The organism is Streptomyces hiroshimensis, from assembly GCF_014650335.1.
GTDB classification, from domain to species: domain Bacteria; phylum Actinomycetota; class Actinomycetes; order Streptomycetales; family Streptomycetaceae; genus Streptomyces; species Streptomyces hiroshimensis.
This window is the reverse complement of sequence record NZ_BMUT01000006.1, coordinates 54,557-71,832: the sequence shown is the minus strand read 5'-3', so window position 1 is coordinate 71,832 and position 17,276 is coordinate 54,557. Positions and strand designations below refer to the sequence as shown.

The following is a 17,276-nucleotide window of genomic DNA, read 5'->3' as shown; positions in this document are numbered from 1 at the left end:
CTCTGTACGAGAGCCTTACCCCCGGATGCCCGCACCAGGGGCCGGGGTCTGCAGATTCACCCGTTCACCGGTTCACCCGTTCACCTGCTTCGCCTGTTCACCCGCTTCACCTGTTCACCTGCCCTCCAGGGCGCGGACGATGTCCAGGATCACGTCCCTGGACCTCCGCTCGCCGAGGGCGACGGACTCCATGCGGTCGAGGACCATCCGGTAGCGGTCCAATTGCGCCGCGGCGTCCACCAGTTCCGAGCCGTGCTCGCGGTCGACGTGCACCGTGTCCAGCTGGGGCACCGGGCCGACCGCGAACAGCGTCGACTGCCCCGAGCCGGGGAACGCCCCGGCGTCGAAGGGGATCACCAGCACCCTGATGTGCTCGCGCTCGCTCATGCCGAGGATGTGCCGCAGCTGCGGCCCCGCGACGGGCGGCCCGCCGAAGCGCATCCGCAGGGCGGCCTCGTGGACGATCGCCGTGTACGGGGTGGGGTTCTCCCGGTAGAGGACGGCCTGCCGCTTGATGCGGTGCGAGACACGGTGCTCCACCTCCGGCGGGGAGAGCGGCGGGACCACCTGGCGGAAGATCTCGCGGCAGTGCTCGGCCGTCTGCAGCAGCCCCGGCAGGTGGGCGACGTAGGAGGCGCGCAGGGCCACCGCGTGGTGTTCGAGCTCGGCCAGGTCCAGCAGCCCGGCGGGGAGGATCTCGCGGTACTCCTCCCACCAGCCGCGCTTGCGCTCGCCGGCCATCTCGATCAGGGCCGCCACCAGCGCCTCGTCGGAGCACGAGTAGTTGCGCGCCAGGGCGCGCAGGCGCTCGGCGCTCACCCCGTAGCGGCTGGCCTCGATGTTGCTGATCTGGGCCTGGTTGGTGCCCAGGAGCCGGCCGGCCTCGGTCGATGTCAGGCCCGCGCGCTCGCGCAGCTTGCGCAGCTCGGCACCGACACGGAGCTGACGTGCCGTCGGACTGCTCCTCACCGGCATCTCTCGCCTCTCCCGCATGTCACCCACATGGGTGCTTACCGAAGTAGTTCTGCCGACGCCGCTAAATACCTTTGGCAGGGCGGCGTACGGTGGTGAGCAGCGCCACTCACCTGCTCGCCTCGTCGGACTCGCCTACGTCAGAGGAGCCAGCATGGCCACGGTATCGCCGCAGACCCCCTGGTCGTACACGCTCGACCTCCCTTGCGACCCGCGGTCGGCCCGCGTCGCCCAGTCCACCGTGCGGACCGTCCTGGAGGCGTACGGCCTGGACGAACTCGCGGAGGAGGCCGTCCGGTTGACGACGGCGCTGCTCGCCCGCGGCTACCGGGGATCGGACGGCGCCCCCGCGGCATCTCTGCGGCTCACGCACCTGCCGCCGCTGGGGGTCGGGATCACCGTGTCGTACGGCCGGGGGCGGGAGGTCGCGGCGGTCGCATGGTCGTCCCGGTTGCGCGGATCGCATGACATGACGGTCACGCTAAACCGCCCGGTCGGTCCCGCAGGGGCGGAGCGTCCGGGATCCGCCGGAAATGGTGGTGCCCGCCCCGGTATTGACGAGCAGGGCCACGCAATCACGGGTTCAGCCGCACTTCACGCAACACGCCCCTGAAATTGAAGGCCGAAAGAACCATCTACCTTGCAAACGCATGGCGAATGGGCGAATCGCACCCTGTTCATTTGAACGGACCGCGCGGTATGTGCTTGGGTGTGCACGGCCGCCGTGCCGAGGAGGGGAGCACGGCGGCCCGCCACCGGCCCGGGGACCCGTACTACAGGGCAGGCGGTGCCACCGGCGCGCCCGGCAGGCGTACCGAGGCGACCGTCCCTCCGCCCTCCGCCGGCCGCAAGGCCACCTCGCCCCCCGCCTGCTGCACCGTCCGGGCCACGATCGACAGGCCCAGCCCGCTGCCCGGCATGCTGCGGGCGGACGGCGAGCGCCAGAAGCGGTCGAAGACGTGCGGGAGTTCATCGGCGGCGATACCCGGCCCGTGGTCGCGCACGGTGAGCTCACCGGCGGCCGACAGCACCACGTCCACCACACCACCCGGCGGGCTGAACTTCACCGCGTTGTCGAGCAGGTTGACCAGGGCCCGTTCCAGGGCGGCCGGCTGGGCGCGGACGTACCAGCTCTCCAGGTGCACCCGGAAGGTCAGCCCGGAGCCGCGCAGCCGGGCGCGTTCCACCGCCCGGCCGGCCGCCTCGTGCAGGGCGACGACCTGGACGGGCCCGCTGCCGGGGTCGGCGTCGGGGCGGGAGAGCTCCTGCAGGTCGCCGATGAGCGCGGCCAGTTCGGTCATCTGTGCGCGGACGCTGGCGAGGAGCTCCTTGCGGTCCTCGGCCGGGATCTCCCGGCCGGTCTCCTCGCTGCGCACCAGCAGGTCGATGTTGGTCCGCAGCGAGGTGAGCGGGGTCCGCAGCTCGTGCCCGGCGTCCGCGATGAGCTGCTGCTGCCGGTCGCGGGAGGAGGCGAGGGCCGCGGTCATGGCGTTGAAGGAGCGCGAGAGGCGGGCGATCTCGTCCTCGCCCTCGACGGGGATGCGGACGGCCAGGTCCTCCGTGCGGGCGATGTGCTCGACGGCGCCGGTGAGCCGGTCGACGGGCCGCAGCCCGGCCCGGGCGATCCACGCGCCGGCGGTGGCGGCGAGGAGGACGCCGACGCCCGCGGTGATGGCGAGGACGATCGCGAGCGCGTTCAGGGGCCGGTCGATCTCGCCGAGGGGCTGGGCGATGGAGACGGCGGTGCCGGGCACGGGCCCGGGCGAGGTCGCGACCCGCATCTCCGTGCCGTCCTCGGCCTGCGCGTCGTGCAGAGTCCGGTCCTGCTGCCGCTGGGCGACGAGGAGGTCGTCGGTCTCCACCTTGATGGGGGACTTGCCGACGGTGCTGCAGATGAAGCCCTCGCCGGTGATGATCTGCACGGTGTAGGGACGGAAGAGGGTGGACGGGCCGGTGGGGACGGACCCGCAGTTGCGCAGCAGCGTCCTGACCGTGGCGTCGTCCGCGCGCACGCTCGTGAGCGTCGTGTCCCGCTGGTGCTCCAGCTCCTGCCGGGTGACCAGCCAGCACGCGACCGCCGCGGCGGCCACGGCCACGGCCACGGCCACGGCCGTGAGCAGCGCGAGCCGGGAGCGGAGCGGCAGCCGCCGGAATCTCGTGATCACCGGAGTCTCCTGATCATTCGGCGCCGTCCGCCCTGAGGACGTAGCCCACTCCGCGCACGGTGTGCACGAGGCGCGGCTCGCCGCCGGCCTCGGTCTTGCGGCGCAGGTACATCACGTACACGTCCAGGGAGTTGGACGACGGCTCGAACTCGAAGCCCCAGACGGCCTTGAGGATCTGCTCGCGGGTGAGGACCTGCCGGGGGTGGGCGAGGAAGAGCTCCAGCAGCGTGAACTCCGTACGGGTCAGCTCGACGGCGCGCTCGCCGCGGGTGACCTCGCGGGTGTCGAGGTTCATCCGCAGGTCGGCGAAGGAGAGCGTGGCGGAGGCGGCGGGGGCGGCCGTCGCGTAGGCGCTGCGGCGCAGCAGGGCCCGGATGCGGGCCAGCAGCTCGTCCAGCTCGAAGGGTTTGACAAGGTAGTCGTCCGCGCCGGCGTCCAGGCCGGTGACGCGGTCGCCGACGGTGTCGCGGGCGGTCAGCATGAGGACGGGCACGGTGACGCCGGAGGCGCGCAGGCGGCGGGCGGCGGTGAGGCCGTCCATGCGCGGCATGAGGACGTCCAGCACGATCAGCTCCGGGTCGAAGGAGGCGACCTTGGCGACCGCGTCGAGCCCGTCGACGGCCAGCTCCGTGGCGTAGCCCTCGAAGGCGAGGCTGCGGCGCAGGGCCTCGCGGACGGCGGGCTCGTCGTCCACGATCAGGATGCGGGCGGGCTGGTCGCCGTGGTCGGCGGGGCTCATCGGCTTTACCTCACGGGTGCAGGGGGGCAGGGCGCTTCTCAGCCTCGCACGGCCGTGCGCTCAGCTGCCGCTGCCACCCGCCCGGAGCCCTGCGAGGTCCGCCTTGACGGTGTCGACGGGGATCGCGAAGCCGAGGCCGACGCTGCCCGCGGAGCCGCCGGCACCGGCGGCGGAACTGGGGGCGTACATGGCCGAGTTGATGCCGATGATCTCGCCGTTCATGTTGATCAGGGCGCCGCCGGAGTTGCCGGGGTTGAGGGAGGCGTCGGTCTGGATGGCCTTGTAGGTGGTCTTGGACGATCCGGTGTCGCCGTTGTACTGGTTGCCGCCGAACTCGAAGGGCCACTGCGGGCCGCCGCCGCGGCGCTGCCGCTCCTGCCCCTGGCCCTGGCCCTGTTCCTTGGAGACGGTCACGTCGCGGTCGAGGGCGGAGACTATGCCGCTGGTGACGGTGCCGGTGAGGCCTTCGGGGGAGCCGATGGCGACGACCTCGTCGCCGACCCTGACCTTGCCGGAGTCCCCGAGCTTGGCCGCCTTCAGCCCGCTCGCCCCCTGCACCTTGATCAGGGCGAGGTCCTTGCCGGGGTCGGTGCCGACGACCTTGGCGGTCTTGGTGCTGCCGTCGCTGAAGGCGACCTGCACGGTGTCGGCGCCCGCGACGACGTGGTTGTTGGTGACGATCTCGCCGTCGGCCGTGACGACCACGCCGGAGCCGGTGGACCGGCCGCTGGTGGTCTGGGCCTTGATCTCCACGATGCTCGGGCTCACGGCCTTGGCGACGGCGGCGACTCCGCCCTCGCTCCTGGAGGAGGCGTTCCGGACGGGCGTGGGCTGGCTGACGCTGTCGGCGCGGCTGGTGAGCTCGCCGACGAGGGCGGCCGAGCCGCCGCCGACGACCGCGGCGACGAACGCCACGGCGGCGAGCAGCGCCACGGGCTTGCGGGCGCGGTGACCGCCGCGCGGAGCCGGGGGCTGCGGGGTGGGCTCGGCGAAGCCGGCGTACGGGGCCTGCCCGCCGCCACCGCCGTTCCCGCCGTTCCCCGCGCCGTCACCGGGCCAGACGGTGACCCCACTGGCGGTGGTGACCGGCTGCTGCGGCGGGTACGCGGGAGGCACCGGGTACGGGGAGCGCTGCGGGTGCTGCGGCTGCTGCGGGTGCTGCGGGTCCTGGGCGCCGTAGGGGCGAGTGCTGTCCGTCATGGGCACGACTCTGCTGCCCGTAGATGAGAACTGTCTGAGGGAGCACTGAAAACGGGCCGAGAAGTCCGTTCGTTCCGTATAAGGCCGCGCGGGCCCTGGACAGTGGGCCCCTGGGCAGTGGGGCCGCGCGGTTCCTAGGCGGTGCCGGCCAGCGATCCGCGCATGACCGCGCGCGCCTGCTCGACCAGCTCCTCGGGGGTGATCGCCTCCAGCGTGCGGCGGCAGTGGGCCAGGAGGGCGCCGGCGGCGTCGTTCAGGGCCGCGTCGCCGAGAGGGCGGTCCGCCAGGTCCGCCGTGCCGGGCCCGTCCTGAAGGGCCGCCTGGAGCAGGGCGTAGAGGTGGGCCGTGCCCGCTTCGCGGACGGTCAGGGACAGGTGCGCGGACGGGCTGTCGCCGACGGCGCTCGCGCGGTGGGCGAAGCCCCGGGGCACGTAGAGCACCTCGCCGGGCCGCAGCACGGTGTCCAGCAGGAGCTCGCCGGGGTCGCCGTCCTCCCGGCTCGGCTCCCAGTTCCCGTCGGCGGGGCCGCCGTGCACCCGCCAGCGCTTCTCGCCGCTGATCTGGATCGCCAGGACGTCGGCGTCGTCGCGGTGCACGGGGCGCCCCTGGGTGCCGCCGGGGGTGAGGAAGAAGAAGGCCTCCACCTGGCGGCCGAGCTCTTCCCCGACGCCGGCGGCGAGGGCGCGTACGCCCTGGTGCCACTGGTCGACGTAGCGCAGGAGGAGGGTGGCCCGCTCGTCGCGGATGAGTGCGCGCACCGCGCCGGCGTCGGCGTAGTCCTCGACCACCTCGCCCAGGACGACCCGGGGGACGCAGAACCGCTGGACGGGGAGCTGGCCGTGTTCCTGGACGAGGTTGATGTAGGGCGCCTTGAGCAGCCCGTGGTCGAGGAGGCGGTCCAGCTCGGCGGTGGTCAGCACGTCGACGGGGGGATCGTGCGGGCGCAGGACGGCCGGGGCGGTGCGCCAGTGGGTGGCGAGGAACTGCCGGCTGTCCGCCACGCAGCGTTCGAGCCAGTTCGCGGTCACGTCGGGTCGCTCTCCGTCGGGTCGGGGGTGGTTCGGGGCCGTGGTTCAAGCCCGTGGTTCACGGCAACGGCTCTCAGGCCGTGGTTCAGGCCGTCGGCCGGCTGCTGTGGGCGCTCAGGCGCGCGGCGTCCACGAGGGACTGCGCGGTGGTGCCCGCCAGCTGCGCCCGGAAGTGGCCGAGGAGTCCGGCCGCCGTCGCGGTCAGCTGTTCGTCGTCCAGCGGACGGGCGGGCAGTGCGAGCCCCGCGGCGAGCCGGGCGCCGAGTTCGGCGCGCAGGTGGGCGACGCGGGCTTCGCGCAGGACGACGGTGAGGTGGACGGACGGCGCGGAGCCGGTGGCCCGGGCGGTGTGGGCGAAGCCGTTCGGCACGTAGAGGACCTGGCCCGGTTCGACGACGGCGTCGAGCAGCACCGGGCCGGGCTCGGCGTCCGGCACCGGCTGCCAGTGGGCGTCGGCGGGGCCGCCGTGCACCTGCCACCGCTTGGTGCCGCTCAGCTGGATCACGAGGACGTCCCCGTCGTCGCGGTGGACCGCGCTGTGGTGTCCGGGGTGGGAGCGGAAGACGAACGCCTCGGCCAGCCGGCCGAGCCGGGCTCCGATCGCTTCGGTGAGGGCGCGCACCGGGGCGTGCCACTGGTTGACGTACCGCAGCTGGAGCGTGGCGTGGTCGTCGTCGAGGAGCGACCGGACCCGCCCGGGGTCGAGGCAGCCGTCGAGGCGGCGGCCCGCGACGAGCCGGGGCGGGCAGTACTGCTCCTCGGGGACCGGGCCCACGGCGGTGTACAGCGCGGCGTACGGGACGCGCAGCAGCCCTCCGTCGATCAGGCCGTCGAGGTCTGCGGGCTTGAGGACCTCCGTCGGCGGATCGGCCGGGCGCAGCAGCGCGGGCCCCTGCCGCCAGTGGGTGTGCAGAAAAGCCGGCACGTCCTCGACGCAGCGTTCCAGCCAGTCCATGGCTTGCGCCCTTTCCTACTCGTGTTCGTGCGTGACGCGCCGCGTTCGTGCGTGACGCGCCGGGGCCCTCCGGCCCGCGGGCGAAGAGCCCGGCCGAAGAGCCCCGTACGGCGGTGGGTCCGTCAGATGACGTCGAGCGGGCAGCCGCCGCAGGAGGCCTCGACCTGGGTGCCGGAGGCGGGGGCCGAGGACGAGGCGATGGCGTTGGGAGCGAAGATCGCACCGCCGACGACGGCCGCGACGGCGACGGAGAGCGCGGCCTTACGGGTCAGCGTGGTGCGCTTCGGCTGGGCGTCGGCCAGGGCTGCGGTGTTCCGGTCCATGGGAATGCTCCTTCTGCGGCTGATGCCGGTTCGGATGAGATGGGGTGGGGTGCTGCGAGGCGTTGTGACGTGCGCTCCGGGGCTGCTGCACCGCCTCGCTGTGCTCCATCCTGGGGGCGGGCCGGTGCGCCGCGACAGTCACGTGTTCACGGTGCCGGACCGGCGGTACCGGAGGTCGGGGACCGGACGTCCGGTACCGCCGATCCGGGACATGCTGAGAGAGCGCCAGGACAAGGCACGGCAGGTCAGGGCGCTCAGAGACCGGCGTACGGGCCCAGGGCGAGCCGGATGTCCCGGGATCCCCGGCCCGGCCGCGGGCACGTCCCGTACCCCCCGGGCACGTAGAGGACCTCCCCGGCGCGCAGCCGCACCTCGGGCCCGGCGCCGCACGCCTTCGTGGCGGCTTCAGGCCGGGCCGGAGGCGCGGTGAGCGGGGCCGGAGGCAGGATCTGCCACCCGCTGCTCCCGTCCTGCTGGAGGACCAGGAGGTCGTAGGGCGCGGCGGCCGGCGCCCCGGGCGGGCGGGCCGGGGCGGGCAGCACCTTCGCCGGGCAGCCGAGCAGCAGCGCCAGTTCGCCGGCCAGGTCGCCGGGCGGGCGGCTCCAGCCGTCCGGGCCGGCGTATTCCGGCCACAGCAGCCCGGGGCCCCTGCCCCGGTGGGTCCGAACGAAGAGGGCCAGCTCGGCCAGGAGGCAGGCGTCCGGCAGGAGGCGGGTATCCGGCAGGAGGCAGGTATCCGGCAGGAGGCAGGTGTCCGGTTCGCCGGTCAGCAGGCTGGTCATGGTGTTCCTCCCTCTGCCGCGGGCGCGGGTGCCGCGGCGGCGCCGAGAACACTGCCGAGGCGTCAGGGGGACGGAAAAGTCACGGATTTGCGCCACACGGAGGGGCCGCCGGCGCGGCCGGTTCCTCCAGCAGCCCCTGCCGGGCCGCGGCGGCCCCGGCCTGGAAGCGGCTCTCGGCGTCCAGCTGGTCCATGATGTCGGCGATGTGGCGGCGCGTGGTGCGCAGCGCCATGCCCAGCCTGCGGGCGACGGCCTCGTCCTTCAGCCCCGCGGCCAGCAGCCGCAGGATGGTGCGGTCGAGTTCGCCGGAGACCTTGGCGAGCCCGTCGTCGGCGGCGTTGGAGAACGGGGTCGCGGCCTCCCACGTCTGGTCGAACAACCGGCACAGGTAGGCGACGGTGTGGGCCTCGCGGATGACGACCGCACCCCAGGATCCGTCGGCGGTCGGCAGGAACGCGGTCTCCCGGTCGAAGACGATGATGCGGCCGAAGAGTTCGTGGCTGGTGCGGTACTGGCCGCCCAGGGCCGAGGCGGCCGCCACGTAGGCCTGGCTGGGACCGTGGAAGCGCGCCGTATGGTGATACAAAGTGCGCAGCTGCACGCCCCGTTCGAGCAGGACCCGGTCCCGCAGCAGGGCCTCCTCCATCGCCTCCGGCACGCGGGAGCCGCCGCCGGGCTGGCTGGCCAGCACTTCTTCGCGGCACTGGCCGGACATCCGGGTGAGCAGCGTGCGGACCTCCGGCAGGGTGGGGATCACCTCCAGGCCGTCCGCGCTCCCCGCGCGGTGCCGGTACGCGGACGAGAAGCGCTCCGCATCCGCCCGGATCCGGGCGACTTGGAGCTGCTGCTCGCGGATGCGGGCCTCCAGCGCGGCGATCCGGGGCCCCGCGGCGGCCTCCGGTGCCACGGCGCGCTCCCACGCCGGGTCGCAGGCGGCGCGCTGTATCAGTCCGGCCTCGCGCAGCCGGGCCAGCGCCGCCTCGGTCTGCTCCGGGCTCAGGCCCAGGCCGGCGGCCGCCGCCGGGGCGTCGACGCGCTGGTGCTCCAGCACCCAGGTGTACAGCGCCAGTTCCGCCTCATCAGCGGAAGCATGACCGTTTTCCACCATTTCGCCCCCCTGCTTTATGCTGCCATGCAACTTGGTGAGGTATGTGATCCGTTGCGGTCAGGATACGGACCGGAGAGTCTCTTTTCTGTCACCGAAACCGCACTGACCTGCACGGGCCAATCGCCCTTGCGCACCTGGGAGATCACCGTGAAGCGCATCCTGCTGACCGCCGCCGTCGCCTCGCTGCTCGCCTTCGCGGCCCCGGCGCTCGACCCCGCCCCCTACTCGGCGGACGGGCGGGCGACGGCGGCCGCCGAGGAAGGCGGGCGCCCCCCGGTCCTCCAGCTGCCGACGACCCCGCGCTGCTCCCAGCACTGCGGCGGCCCGACCGACACGTCCTGGGGCGGCTCGACGGGCCAGCACTGATCCGCGCCCCGCCTCGCCCCGCCCCGTCCCCCCGTCCACGCCCCGCCCGTCACCCCGCTGGGAGAGCCGCATGAACGCCGAAGCACCCGCCCTCACCGGCCGCGAGCAGCAGGTGCTCCACCTGCTCAGCAGCGGCGACACCATCTCCGCCATCGCCCGCCAGCTGCGCCTCAGCCCGCACACGGTCGACACGTACCTGCGCCGCCTGCGCACCAAGACGGGCGCCGTGAACCGCACCCAGCTCGCGGTCTACGCGGTCCGGCACGGGCTCGCCGGGCGGTCGGCCGGTCAGGGCATCCGGCCCTGAGCCGTCAGTCGCCGCAGCCGCAGGAGCGCCGGATCACCAGCGCCGACGGGAACTGCTTGAGGCGCTCGCGGCGCGTGCCCATCACCCGCAGCGAGTCGTCCAGGACGAGGTCGACCGCGGACCGGGCCATGGCCTGGCGGTCGGAGGCGACCGTGGTCAGCGGCGGATCGGTCAGAGCGGCTTCCTTGACGTCGTCGAAGCCGGCCACGGCCAGCTCGCCGGGCACGTCGATACGCAGCTCGCGCGCCGCCCGCAGGACGCCGATCGCCTGGTCGTCGGTGGCGCACAGCAGCGCCGGCGGGCGGTCGGGCCCGGAGAGCAGCTCCAGGGCGACCTTGTAGGCGTCGTAGCGGTTGTACGGGGCCGGGAAGAGCCGGCCCTCCAGGGACTTGCCGGCCTCCCGCATCGCGCGGCGCCACCCCTCGACGTGGTCGGTGACGGGGTCGCCGATGGTGGGGGTGCGCTCCGTGCCGCCGAGACAGGCCACGTAGGGGTGGCCGTGCTCCAGCAGGTGGCGGGTGGCGAGCTGGGCGCCGCCGATGTCGTCCGTGACGACGGCCACGTCGTCGATGGCGTCGGGGCGGCGGTGCATCAGGACCACCCGGGCGTCCCAGGCGTCGATCTCCGCGGCCGCGTGCTCGCTGGGGCCCTGGCTGATGAGGATCAGCCCGGAGACCCGCATGCCCAGGAAGGCGCGCAGGTAGTGCACCTCGCGCTCGTCGAGATAGTCGGAGTTCCCGACGAGCACCATCTTGCCGCGCTCGGCCGCGGCCTGTTCGACCGCGTGTGCCATCTCGGCGAAGAAGGGCTGGCGGGCGTCCGGGATGATCAGGCCTATGAGGTCCGTACGACGGGACGCCATGGCCTGGGCGACGCGGTCCGGCCGGTACCCCAGCTCCTTGATCGCGGCCAGCACGCGCTCGCGCGTGGCCGGTGCGACCGGCCTCGGTCCGTTGTTGATGACATAGCTGACCACCGCGGTCGACGTCCCCGCCAGTCTCGCCACATCGTCCCGCGTCACCTTGGCCACGCGCGGAAGTCTACGCGGGTCCACCTACCGCTTCGCCGGGCGAGCGGCCCCGGTCTCCGCGACCTGCGGCTCCTCCGCCCGCTGCGCCCCGGCGGAGTCCTGGGACTTCCCTTGAGACCCCCCTTGGGCCCTGCCCTCCCCGGGGTTGTCGATCTTCTCGGACTTCTCGGGCTTCTCAGGCTTCTCGGGCACAACGAATCGGTAACCGACGTTCCGCACGGTGCCGATCAGCGACTCGTGCTCGGGCCCGAGCTTCGCCCGCAGCCGCCGCACGTGCACGTCGACCGTGCGGGTGCCGCCGAAGTAGTCGTAGCCCCAGACCTCCTGCAGCAGCTGGGCGCGCGTGAAGACCCGGCCCGGGTGCTGGGCGAGGTACTTCAGCAGCTCGAACTCCTTGAAGGTGAGGTCCAGCACCCGCCCCTTGAGCTTGGCGCTGTACGTGGCCTCGTCCACGGAGAGGTCGCCGGTGCGGATCTCCATCGGGCTGTCGTCCGCCGAGATCTGCTGGCGGCCCATCGCCAGCCGCAGCCGCGCCTCGACCTCGGCCGGGCCCGCGGTGTCGAGCAGGACGTCGTCCACGCCCCAGTCGGCGGTGACGGCCGCGAGGCCGCCCTCGGTGACGACGAGGATCAGCGGGCAGCCCGGGCCCGTGGAGCGCAGCAGCTGGCACAGGCTGCGCACGTGCGGAAGGTCACGCCGGCCGTCGATCAGTATGACGTCGGCTCCGGGGGTGTCCACGAGGGCCGGGCCCTCGGCGGGGGCCACCCGCACGCTGTGCAGGAGCAGGCCGAGCGCCGGAAGCACCTCCGTGGAGGGCTGGAGGGCATTGGTCAGGAGCAGCAGGGAACTCATCGGCTGCCACCCTCACTGGTCGTACGGTCCTCGTGGACCCGCGCGCTTCGCTCGCCCATGACGTCGGTTCCTCCGGGGGAGAGTGCGGCACTGCTTCGTACGGTTCAGCACATGAATGCACAAAAGGACCCGGGGGCTACTCTGCCCGGATCCTCTCTGCCCAGCAGAATAGCCCACATGACTTTCCGAGGTCCGGACGATTTTGCACGAGCTTGTGTTTCGTCGATCACTTCGAGTGGTCATCGGATCGCGCTCTTGACAGCCGACGGGGTCCGTGTAGAAGCAGCGTACGAGCCCTGTGCGGGCTCGCGAACCCCTGTGCCCGAAACCCCCGCGGTGGTGCTCGCGCACGGCTTCACCGGCGCCCTCGACCGGCCCGGGCTGCGCCGCGCCGCGCAGGCGTTCGCCCAGCGTGCGGCCGTGATCACGTTCTCCTTCCGGGGGCACGGCGGCTCGGGCGGCCACTCCTCGGTCGGCGACCGCGAGGTGCTCGACCTCGCCGCCGCGGTGCGCTGGGCGCGCTCGCTCGGGCACGAGCGGGTGGCGACCGTGGGCTTCTCGATGGGCGGCTCGGTGGTGCTGCGGCACGCCGCGCTCTACGGCTCCGAGCGGCGTGCGGAGTACGGGGAGCACGCGGGGCGCACGGACGCACATGCCGACACGGTCGTGGCGGTAAGTGCGCCGTCGCGTTGGTATTACCGCGGTACCGCACCCATGCGGAGGCTGCACTGGGCGATCTCACGGCCCGCGGGGCGGCTGATCGCGCGCTACGGGCTGGGGACGCGGGTGCAGGCGGGGGGCTGGGACCCGGTCCCGCTCTCCCCGGTGGAGGCGGTCCCGATGATCGCGCCGCGGCCGCTGCTGATCGTGCACGGCGACCGGGACGCGTACTTCCCGCTCGACCACCCTTACGCCCTGGCGGGCGCGGGCGATCCACGGTCCACGGAACTGTGGATCGAACGGGGCTTCGGCCACGCGGAGAGCGCTGCGCGCGGCGAGCTGCTGGAACGGATCGCGTGCTGGGTGAGCGCTCACGCCTGACGGCGAGTCCGGCACCGCCGGGTTCCCGCGTCGTGGTTGCGCGCCGCCGCGGCGACAAGAGATCGAGGGGCTCCGCCCCTCGAAACCGCCGGCATGCGGCCGGTCCGGCACCGCCGGTCAGCCGGGTTCGTGGTGGCGCGCCGCCGCGGCGGCAAGACTCCGAGAAGCCCGGCTTCTCAGAACCGCCGCCGAGGCGCGCCACCACCGCGGCGAGGGGCCGGCGGAATCGACAGCCACCGGCACCGCCGGACGGCCGGACGGCCGGACCGCCACGCAGTGGCTGCGCCGCCGCAGCGGAAGAACACGGCCTGCGGCGGACCGCAGTGGAGAGGCCGGTCTCTCCGAACCGCCGCCGCGGCGCGCCACCACCGCGGCGAGGGTCCGGCGGAATCGGCAGCCACCGGCACCGCCGGACCGCCGGACCGCCACCCAGTGGCTGCTCGCTGCGCACCGCCGCGGCGGAAACGCGCCTGCCGGCGCGGGCACAGGCGCCCGCGCCGACACGGCGTTACGCCTGCTCGGCGACCGGCTCCGCGAATTGCGCCTCGTACAGGCGCGCGTACGCGCCGCCCGCCGCCAGCAGGCCGTCGTGCGTGCCCTGCTCCACGATGCGGCCGGACTCCATCACGAGGATGACGTCCGCGTCGCGGATCGTGGAGAGCCGGTGCGCGATCACGAAGCTCGTGCGCCCCGTGCGCAGCCGGCCCATCGCCTGCTGGATGAGCACCTCCGTACGGGTGTCGACGGAGCTCGTCGCCTCGTCCAGGACGAGGATCTCCGGCTCGGCCAGGAACGCCCGGGCGATGGTGATCAGCTGCTTCTCGCCGACGCTGACGTTGGAGCCCTCGTCGTCGATGACGGTGTCGTAGCCGTCCGGCAGCGTGCGCACGAAGCGGTCGACGTGCGTGGCGCGCGCCGCCTCGACGATCTTGTCCATCGAGGTGCCCTCGGGCGCCCCGTAGGCGATGTTCTCCGCGATCGTGCCGCCGAAGAGCCAGGTGTCCTGCAGGACCATGCCGATGTGGGAGCGCAGCTCCTCGCGCGACATGGCGGCGATGTCGATCCCGTCGAGGGTGATGCGGCCGCCGCCCACCTCGTAGAACCGCATCAGCAGGTTGACCAGCGTGGTCTTGCCGGCGCCGGTCGGGCCGACGATGGCGACGGTCTGGCCCGGCCGGACGGTCAGCGACAGCCCGTCGATGAGCGGCTTGTCGGCCTCGTAGCGGAAGGAGACCTCCTCGAAGGCCACCTCGCCGCGCACGCGGCCCGGCTTGGGCGCGTCCGCCGCGTCCGCGGACTGCTCCTCGGCGTCGAGCAGCTCGAAGACCCGCTCGGCGGAGGCGACGCCGGACTGCACGAGGCTGGCCATGGAGGCCACCTGGGTGAGCGGCTGGCTGAACTGGCGCGAGTACTGCACGAACGCCTGCACGTCACCGATGGACAGCGCGCCGGAGGCGACCCGCAGCCCGCCGACGACGGCGACCAGCACGTAGTTCAGGTTGCCGATGAACATCATCGCGGGCTGGATGACGCCCGAGATGAACTGGGCCCTGAAGCCGGCCTGGAAGAGGTCCTCGTTCTCCTTGCGGAAGATCTCCGCGGACTCCTTCTCGCGGCCGAAGACCTTGACCAGCGCGTGCCCGGTGTATATCTCCTCGATGTGGGCGTTGAGCTTGCCGGTGGTCTTCCACTGGGCGACGAATTGCGGCTGCGCCCGCTTGCCGATCTTCGTGGCGACGACCACGGACACCGGGACGGTGACCAGGGCCACCAGGGCGAGCAGCCAGGAGATCCAGAACATCACGGCCAGCACGCCGGCGATCGTCAGCAGCGAGGTGACGATCTGGCTCATGGTCTGCTGGAGGGTCTGCGCGATGTTGTCGATGTCGTTGGTGGCGCGGGAGAGCACCTCGCCGCGCGCCTGCCGGTCGAAGTAGCTCAGCGGCAGCCGGCCGAGCTTCTCCTCGACCTGCCGGCGCAGCCGGAAGACGGCGCGCTGGACGACGGTGGTGGCTATCCGCGCCTGGACGAGGCCGAACAGGGACGCGCCGACGTAGATCAGCAGGACCCAGCCCAGCACCTCGCCCACGGCGTCGAAGTCGATGCCCTGGCCGGGCGTGAAGTCGACCGAGCCCAGCAGGTCGGCGACGGTGCCGTCGCCCTGCTTGCGCATCTGCTCGACGGCCTGGGCCTTGCTGATGCCATCGGGGAACTTGTTCCCGATGACGCCCGCGAAGATCAGGTCGGTGGCCCGGCCGAGGATCTTCGGGCCGAGGACGGACAGCGCGACGCTCGCCACGCACAGGACGAGGGCGACGGTGATCAGGGCCCGCTCGGGCCTGAGGGTGCCCAGCAGCCTCTTGCTCGACCCTGCGAAGTCCATGGACCGCTCGGTGGGCTGGCCGCCCATGAAGCGGGCGATGCCGGTGGCGGGGGCGGGTCCGCGGCGGGCGGGGGCGGCCGGTCCCCCGGCGCCCTTTCCCTCCGCGGCCCCGGCGCCCTTGCCCGCCGCGGCCCCTGCGCTCTTGCCTTCTGCGTTCTTGCCTTCCGCGGCCTTGTCCCCGCCCGGGGAAGCCGGTTTCTCCGGGGTCGTCACGCCGCCTCCTCCTCGGTGAGCTGGGAGAGCACGATCTCCCGGTAGGTCTCGTTGCCGGCCATCAGCTCGGTGTGGGTGCCGGTGCCGACGACGCGGCCCTCGTCCAGGACGACGATGCGGTCGGCGTCGCGGATCGTGGACACGCGCTGGGCGACGATGACGACGGTCGCGTCCCCGGTCTCGCGGGCCAGCGCGGCCCGCAGCCGGGCGTCGGTGGCGTAGTCGAGAGCCGAGAAGGAGTCGTCGAAGAGATAGATGTCCGGCTTGCGGACCAGGGCGCGGGCGATGGCGAGGCGCTGGCGCTGCCCGCCGGAGACGTTCGTGCCGCCCTGGGCGATCGGCGCCTCCAGGCCGCCCTCCATGCTCGCGACGAAGTCGCGGGCCTGCGCCGTCTCCAGCGCCTCCCACAGCTCCTCGTCACTCGCCTCGGGGCGCCCGTAGCGCAGGTTGGAGGCCACGGTGCCGGTGAAGAGGTACGGCTTCTGCGGCACGAGGCCGATGGCCTCGGAGGAGCGGACGGGGTCGAGCTCGCGGACGTCGACGCCGCCCACCCGCACCGTGCCGGCGGTCGCGTCGAACAGCCGCGGGATCAGGCCGAGCAGCGTGGACTTCCCGCTGCCCGTCGAGCCGATGACGGCCGTGATCTCGCCGGGCCGGGCGGCGAGCGAGACGTCCCGCAGGACGGGCTCCTCCGCGCCGGGGTAGCGGAACTCCACGCCGTCGAGCTCCAGGTGGCCGCCGCCGCTGCGCAGCTCGGTGACCGGGCTCGCCGGGGGCACCACGCTGGAGTCGGTGGCCAGCACCTCCTGGACGCGCTCGGCGCAGACCTCCGCGCGCGGCACCATCATGAACATGAAGGTGGCCATCATGACGGCCATCAGGATCTGCATGAGATAGCTGAGGAACGCCGTCAGCGCGCCGATCTCCATCTCGCCGCTCTCGATGCGGTGGCCGCCGAACCACAGGACGGCGATGGAGGAGAGGTTCACGACCAGCATCACGGACGGGAACATCAGCGACATCAGCCGGCCGGCCTTGAGGGAGACGTCCATCAGCGCGGCGTTCGCGCCGTCGAAACGTTCCCGCTCGTGCTTGTCCCGCACGAAGGCCCGGATGACGCGGATGCCGGTGATCTGCTCGCGCAGGACCCGGTTGACGGTGTCGATCTTGTCCTGCACCCCGCGGAAAATCGGTCGCATCCGCCAGATGATCAGCGAGACGATCACGCCGAGGACGGGGACGATCACGAGCAGCAGGGCGGACAGCGGCACGTCCTGTTCGAGTGCCATCAGGATGCCGCCCACGCACATGATGGGCGCGGAGACCATCAGCGTGAACGCCATCAGGACCAGCAGCTGGATCTGCTGGACGTCGTTGGTGGTACGGGTGATCAGGGAGGGCGCACCGAAGTGCCCCATCTCGCGCGCGGAGAAGGACTGCACGCGGTCGAAGACGGCCGCGCGCAGGTCGCGCCCGACCGCCATGGCGGTACGGGCCCCGTAGTAGACCGCGCCGATCGCGCAGACGATCTGGACGAGGGTGACCGCGAGCATCCCGCCGCCGAGGGCGAGGATGTAGCCGGTGTCGCCCTTGACGACACCGTTGTCGACGATGTCGGCGTTGAGCGAGGGTAGGTAGAGCGTGGCAAGCGTCTGGACGAGCTGCAGGAGCACGATCAGCGCGATCGAGGAGGAGTAGGGCTTCAGATACGCCCGTGATAGTCGGACCAGCACACTGGGCAGGGTAAGCGAGCGCCTCGCCGTGCGGCCTCCGTATTTACGGCGGCGGGCGGCCCCTCGCCCCGCACCCGTC

At 72.8% G+C, this 17,276-nt stretch carries 17 protein-coding genes; 4 read left to right on the top strand and 13 right to left on the bottom strand.

Translation table 11 applies throughout. The annotated features are described in order from the left end of the window. Positions 1–114: 114 nt before the first annotated feature. A complete protein-coding gene (locus tag IE241_RS15330) occupies positions 115–975 on the bottom strand; it encodes a helix-turn-helix domain-containing protein (RefSeq protein WP_190022286.1) in 861 nt (286 codons plus the stop codon). A gap of 151 nt (positions 976–1,126) precedes the next feature. On the opposite strand from IE241_RS15330, the gene IE241_RS15325 reads away from it, so the two are divergent. Continuing rightward, the gene (locus IE241_RS15325) at positions 1,127–1,585 is read left to right on the top strand and encodes a hypothetical protein (RefSeq protein WP_190022285.1); all 459 of its coding nucleotides are present in this window, start codon (positions 1,127–1,129) and stop codon (positions 1,583–1,585) included. 160 nt (positions 1,586–1,745) lie between these two features. On the opposite strand, the gene IE241_RS15320 is transcribed toward IE241_RS15325, so the two are convergent. The 8 genes from IE241_RS15320 to IE241_RS15285 form a co-directional block, all read right to left on the bottom strand. Next, positions 1,746–3,137, bottom strand: a complete 1,392-nt coding sequence (locus IE241_RS15320) for a sensor histidine kinase (RefSeq protein ID WP_190022284.1) — start codon at positions 3,135–3,137, stop codon at positions 1,746–1,748. Positions 3,138–3,150: 13 nt separating this feature from the next. Beyond that, positions 3,151–3,876 (bottom strand): response regulator transcription factor, encoded by a 726-nt coding sequence (locus IE241_RS15315; RefSeq protein WP_190022283.1) that lies wholly within the window; start codon positions 3,874–3,876, stop codon positions 3,151–3,153. Positions 3,877–3,936: 60 nt separating this feature from the next. After that, on the bottom strand, positions 3,937–5,076 hold the full coding sequence (locus IE241_RS15310) for a S1C family serine protease (protein ID WP_190022282.1): 1,140 nt from the start codon (positions 5,074–5,076) through the stop codon (positions 3,937–3,939). 134 nt (positions 5,077–5,210) lie between these two features. Beyond that, a complete protein-coding gene (locus IE241_RS15305; RefSeq protein WP_190022281.1) occupies positions 5,211–6,104 on the bottom strand; it encodes a JmjC domain-containing protein in 894 nt (297 codons plus the stop codon). A gap of 85 nt (positions 6,105–6,189) precedes the next feature. Then, the gene (locus IE241_RS15300; protein ID WP_190022280.1) at positions 6,190–7,059 is read right to left on the bottom strand and encodes a JmjC domain-containing protein; all 870 of its coding nucleotides are present in this window, start codon (positions 7,057–7,059) and stop codon (positions 6,190–6,192) included. 122 nt (positions 7,060–7,181) lie between these two features. Beyond that, a complete protein-coding gene (locus IE241_RS15295; RefSeq protein WP_190022279.1) occupies positions 7,182–7,382 on the bottom strand; it encodes a hypothetical protein in 201 nt (66 codons plus the stop codon). 254 nt (positions 7,383–7,636) lie between these two features. After that, complete coding sequence (locus IE241_RS15290) at positions 7,637–8,164, bottom strand: hypothetical protein (protein ID WP_190022278.1); 528 nt, start codon at positions 8,162–8,164, stop codon at positions 7,637–7,639. 79 nt (positions 8,165–8,243) lie between these two features. Further along, positions 8,244–9,272 (bottom strand): helix-turn-helix transcriptional regulator, encoded by a 1,029-nt coding sequence (locus tag IE241_RS15285; protein ID WP_190022277.1) that lies wholly within the window; start codon positions 9,270–9,272, stop codon positions 8,244–8,246. A 147-nt stretch (positions 9,273–9,419) separates the two neighbouring features. On the opposite strand from IE241_RS15285, the gene IE241_RS15280 reads away from it, so the two are divergent. Together IE241_RS15280 and IE241_RS15275 are read left to right on the top strand one after the other, a co-directional pair. After that, a complete protein-coding gene (locus IE241_RS15280) occupies positions 9,420–9,638 on the top strand; it encodes a hypothetical protein (protein ID WP_190022276.1) in 219 nt (72 codons plus the stop codon). A gap of 70 nt (positions 9,639–9,708) precedes the next feature. Further along, positions 9,709–9,945, top strand: a complete 237-nt coding sequence (locus IE241_RS15275; protein WP_190022275.1) for a response regulator transcription factor — start codon at positions 9,709–9,711, stop codon at positions 9,943–9,945. Between the two features lie 4 nt (positions 9,946–9,949). Here IE241_RS15275 and IE241_RS15270 read toward each other — a convergent pair whose 3' ends face one another. Both IE241_RS15270 and IE241_RS15265 read right to left on the bottom strand, forming a co-directional pair. Further along, positions 9,950–10,975: a LacI family DNA-binding transcriptional regulator gene (locus tag IE241_RS15270; protein WP_190022274.1), complete on the bottom strand. Its 1,026-nt coding sequence runs from the start codon at positions 10,973–10,975 to the stop codon at positions 9,950–9,952. A gap of 24 nt (positions 10,976–10,999) precedes the next feature. Then, positions 11,000–11,827: a response regulator transcription factor gene (locus IE241_RS15265; RefSeq protein WP_190022273.1), complete on the bottom strand. Its 828-nt coding sequence runs from the start codon at positions 11,825–11,827 to the stop codon at positions 11,000–11,002. 177 nt (positions 11,828–12,004) lie between these two features. On the opposite strand from IE241_RS15265, the gene IE241_RS15260 reads away from it, so the two are divergent. Then, entirely contained in the window at positions 12,005–12,868 is an 864-nt protein-coding gene (locus IE241_RS15260; RefSeq protein WP_190022272.1) for an alpha/beta hydrolase family protein, read from the top strand. Positions 12,869–13,376: 508 nt separating this feature from the next. Here IE241_RS15260 and IE241_RS15255 read toward each other — a convergent pair. Further along, positions 13,377–15,278 carry an ABC transporter ATP-binding protein gene (locus IE241_RS15255; protein WP_190022569.1) on the bottom strand — a complete coding sequence of 634 codons (1,902 nt, stop codon included), beginning with the start codon at positions 15,276–15,278 and terminating at the stop codon, positions 13,377–13,379. A 182-nt stretch (positions 15,279–15,460) separates the two neighbouring features. Beyond that, the gene (locus IE241_RS15250; protein ID WP_190022271.1) at positions 15,461–17,197 is read right to left on the bottom strand and encodes an ABC transporter ATP-binding protein; all 1,737 of its coding nucleotides are present in this window, start codon (positions 17,195–17,197) and stop codon (positions 15,461–15,463) included. Positions 17,198–17,276: the final 79 nt, after the last annotated feature.

Coding starts and splice junctions, on each gene's coding strand:
- IE241_RS15330 (WP_190022286.1), bottom strand. CDS start 975: ATGCCGGTGAGGAGCAGTCCGACGGCACGTCAGCTCCGTGTCGGTGCC.
- IE241_RS15325 (WP_190022285.1), top strand. CDS start 1,127: ATGGCCACGGTATCGCCGCAGACCCCCTGGTCGTACACGCTCGACCTC.
- IE241_RS15315 (WP_190022283.1), bottom strand. CDS start 3,876: ATGAGCCCCGCCGACCACGGCGACCAGCCCGCCCGCATCCTGATCGTG.
- IE241_RS15310 (WP_190022282.1), bottom strand. CDS start 5,076: ATGACGGACAGCACTCGCCCCTACGGCGCCCAGGACCCGCAGCACCCG.
- IE241_RS15300 (WP_190022280.1), bottom strand. CDS start 7,059: ATGGACTGGCTGGAACGCTGCGTCGAGGACGTGCCGGCTTTTCTGCAC.
- IE241_RS15295 (WP_190022279.1), bottom strand. CDS start 7,382: ATGGACCGGAACACCGCAGCCCTGGCCGACGCCCAGCCGAAGCGCACC.
- IE241_RS15290 (WP_190022278.1), bottom strand. CDS start 8,164: ATGACCAGCCTGCTGACCGGCGAACCGGACACCTGCCTCCTGCCGGAT.
- IE241_RS15285 (WP_190022277.1), bottom strand. CDS start 9,272: ATGGTGGAAAACGGTCATGCTTCCGCTGATGAGGCGGAACTGGCGCTG.
- IE241_RS15275 (WP_190022275.1), top strand. CDS start 9,709: ATGAACGCCGAAGCACCCGCCCTCACCGGCCGCGAGCAGCAGGTGCTC.
- IE241_RS15265 (WP_190022273.1), bottom strand. CDS start 11,827: ATGAGTTCCCTGCTGCTCCTGACCAATGCCCTCCAGCCCTCCACGGAG.
- IE241_RS15260 (WP_190022272.1), top strand. CDS start 12,005: ATGACTTTCCGAGGTCCGGACGATTTTGCACGAGCTTGTGTTTCGTCG.
- IE241_RS15255 (WP_190022569.1), bottom strand. CDS start 15,278: ATGGGCGGCCAGCCCACCGAGCGGTCCATGGACTTCGCAGGGTCGAGC.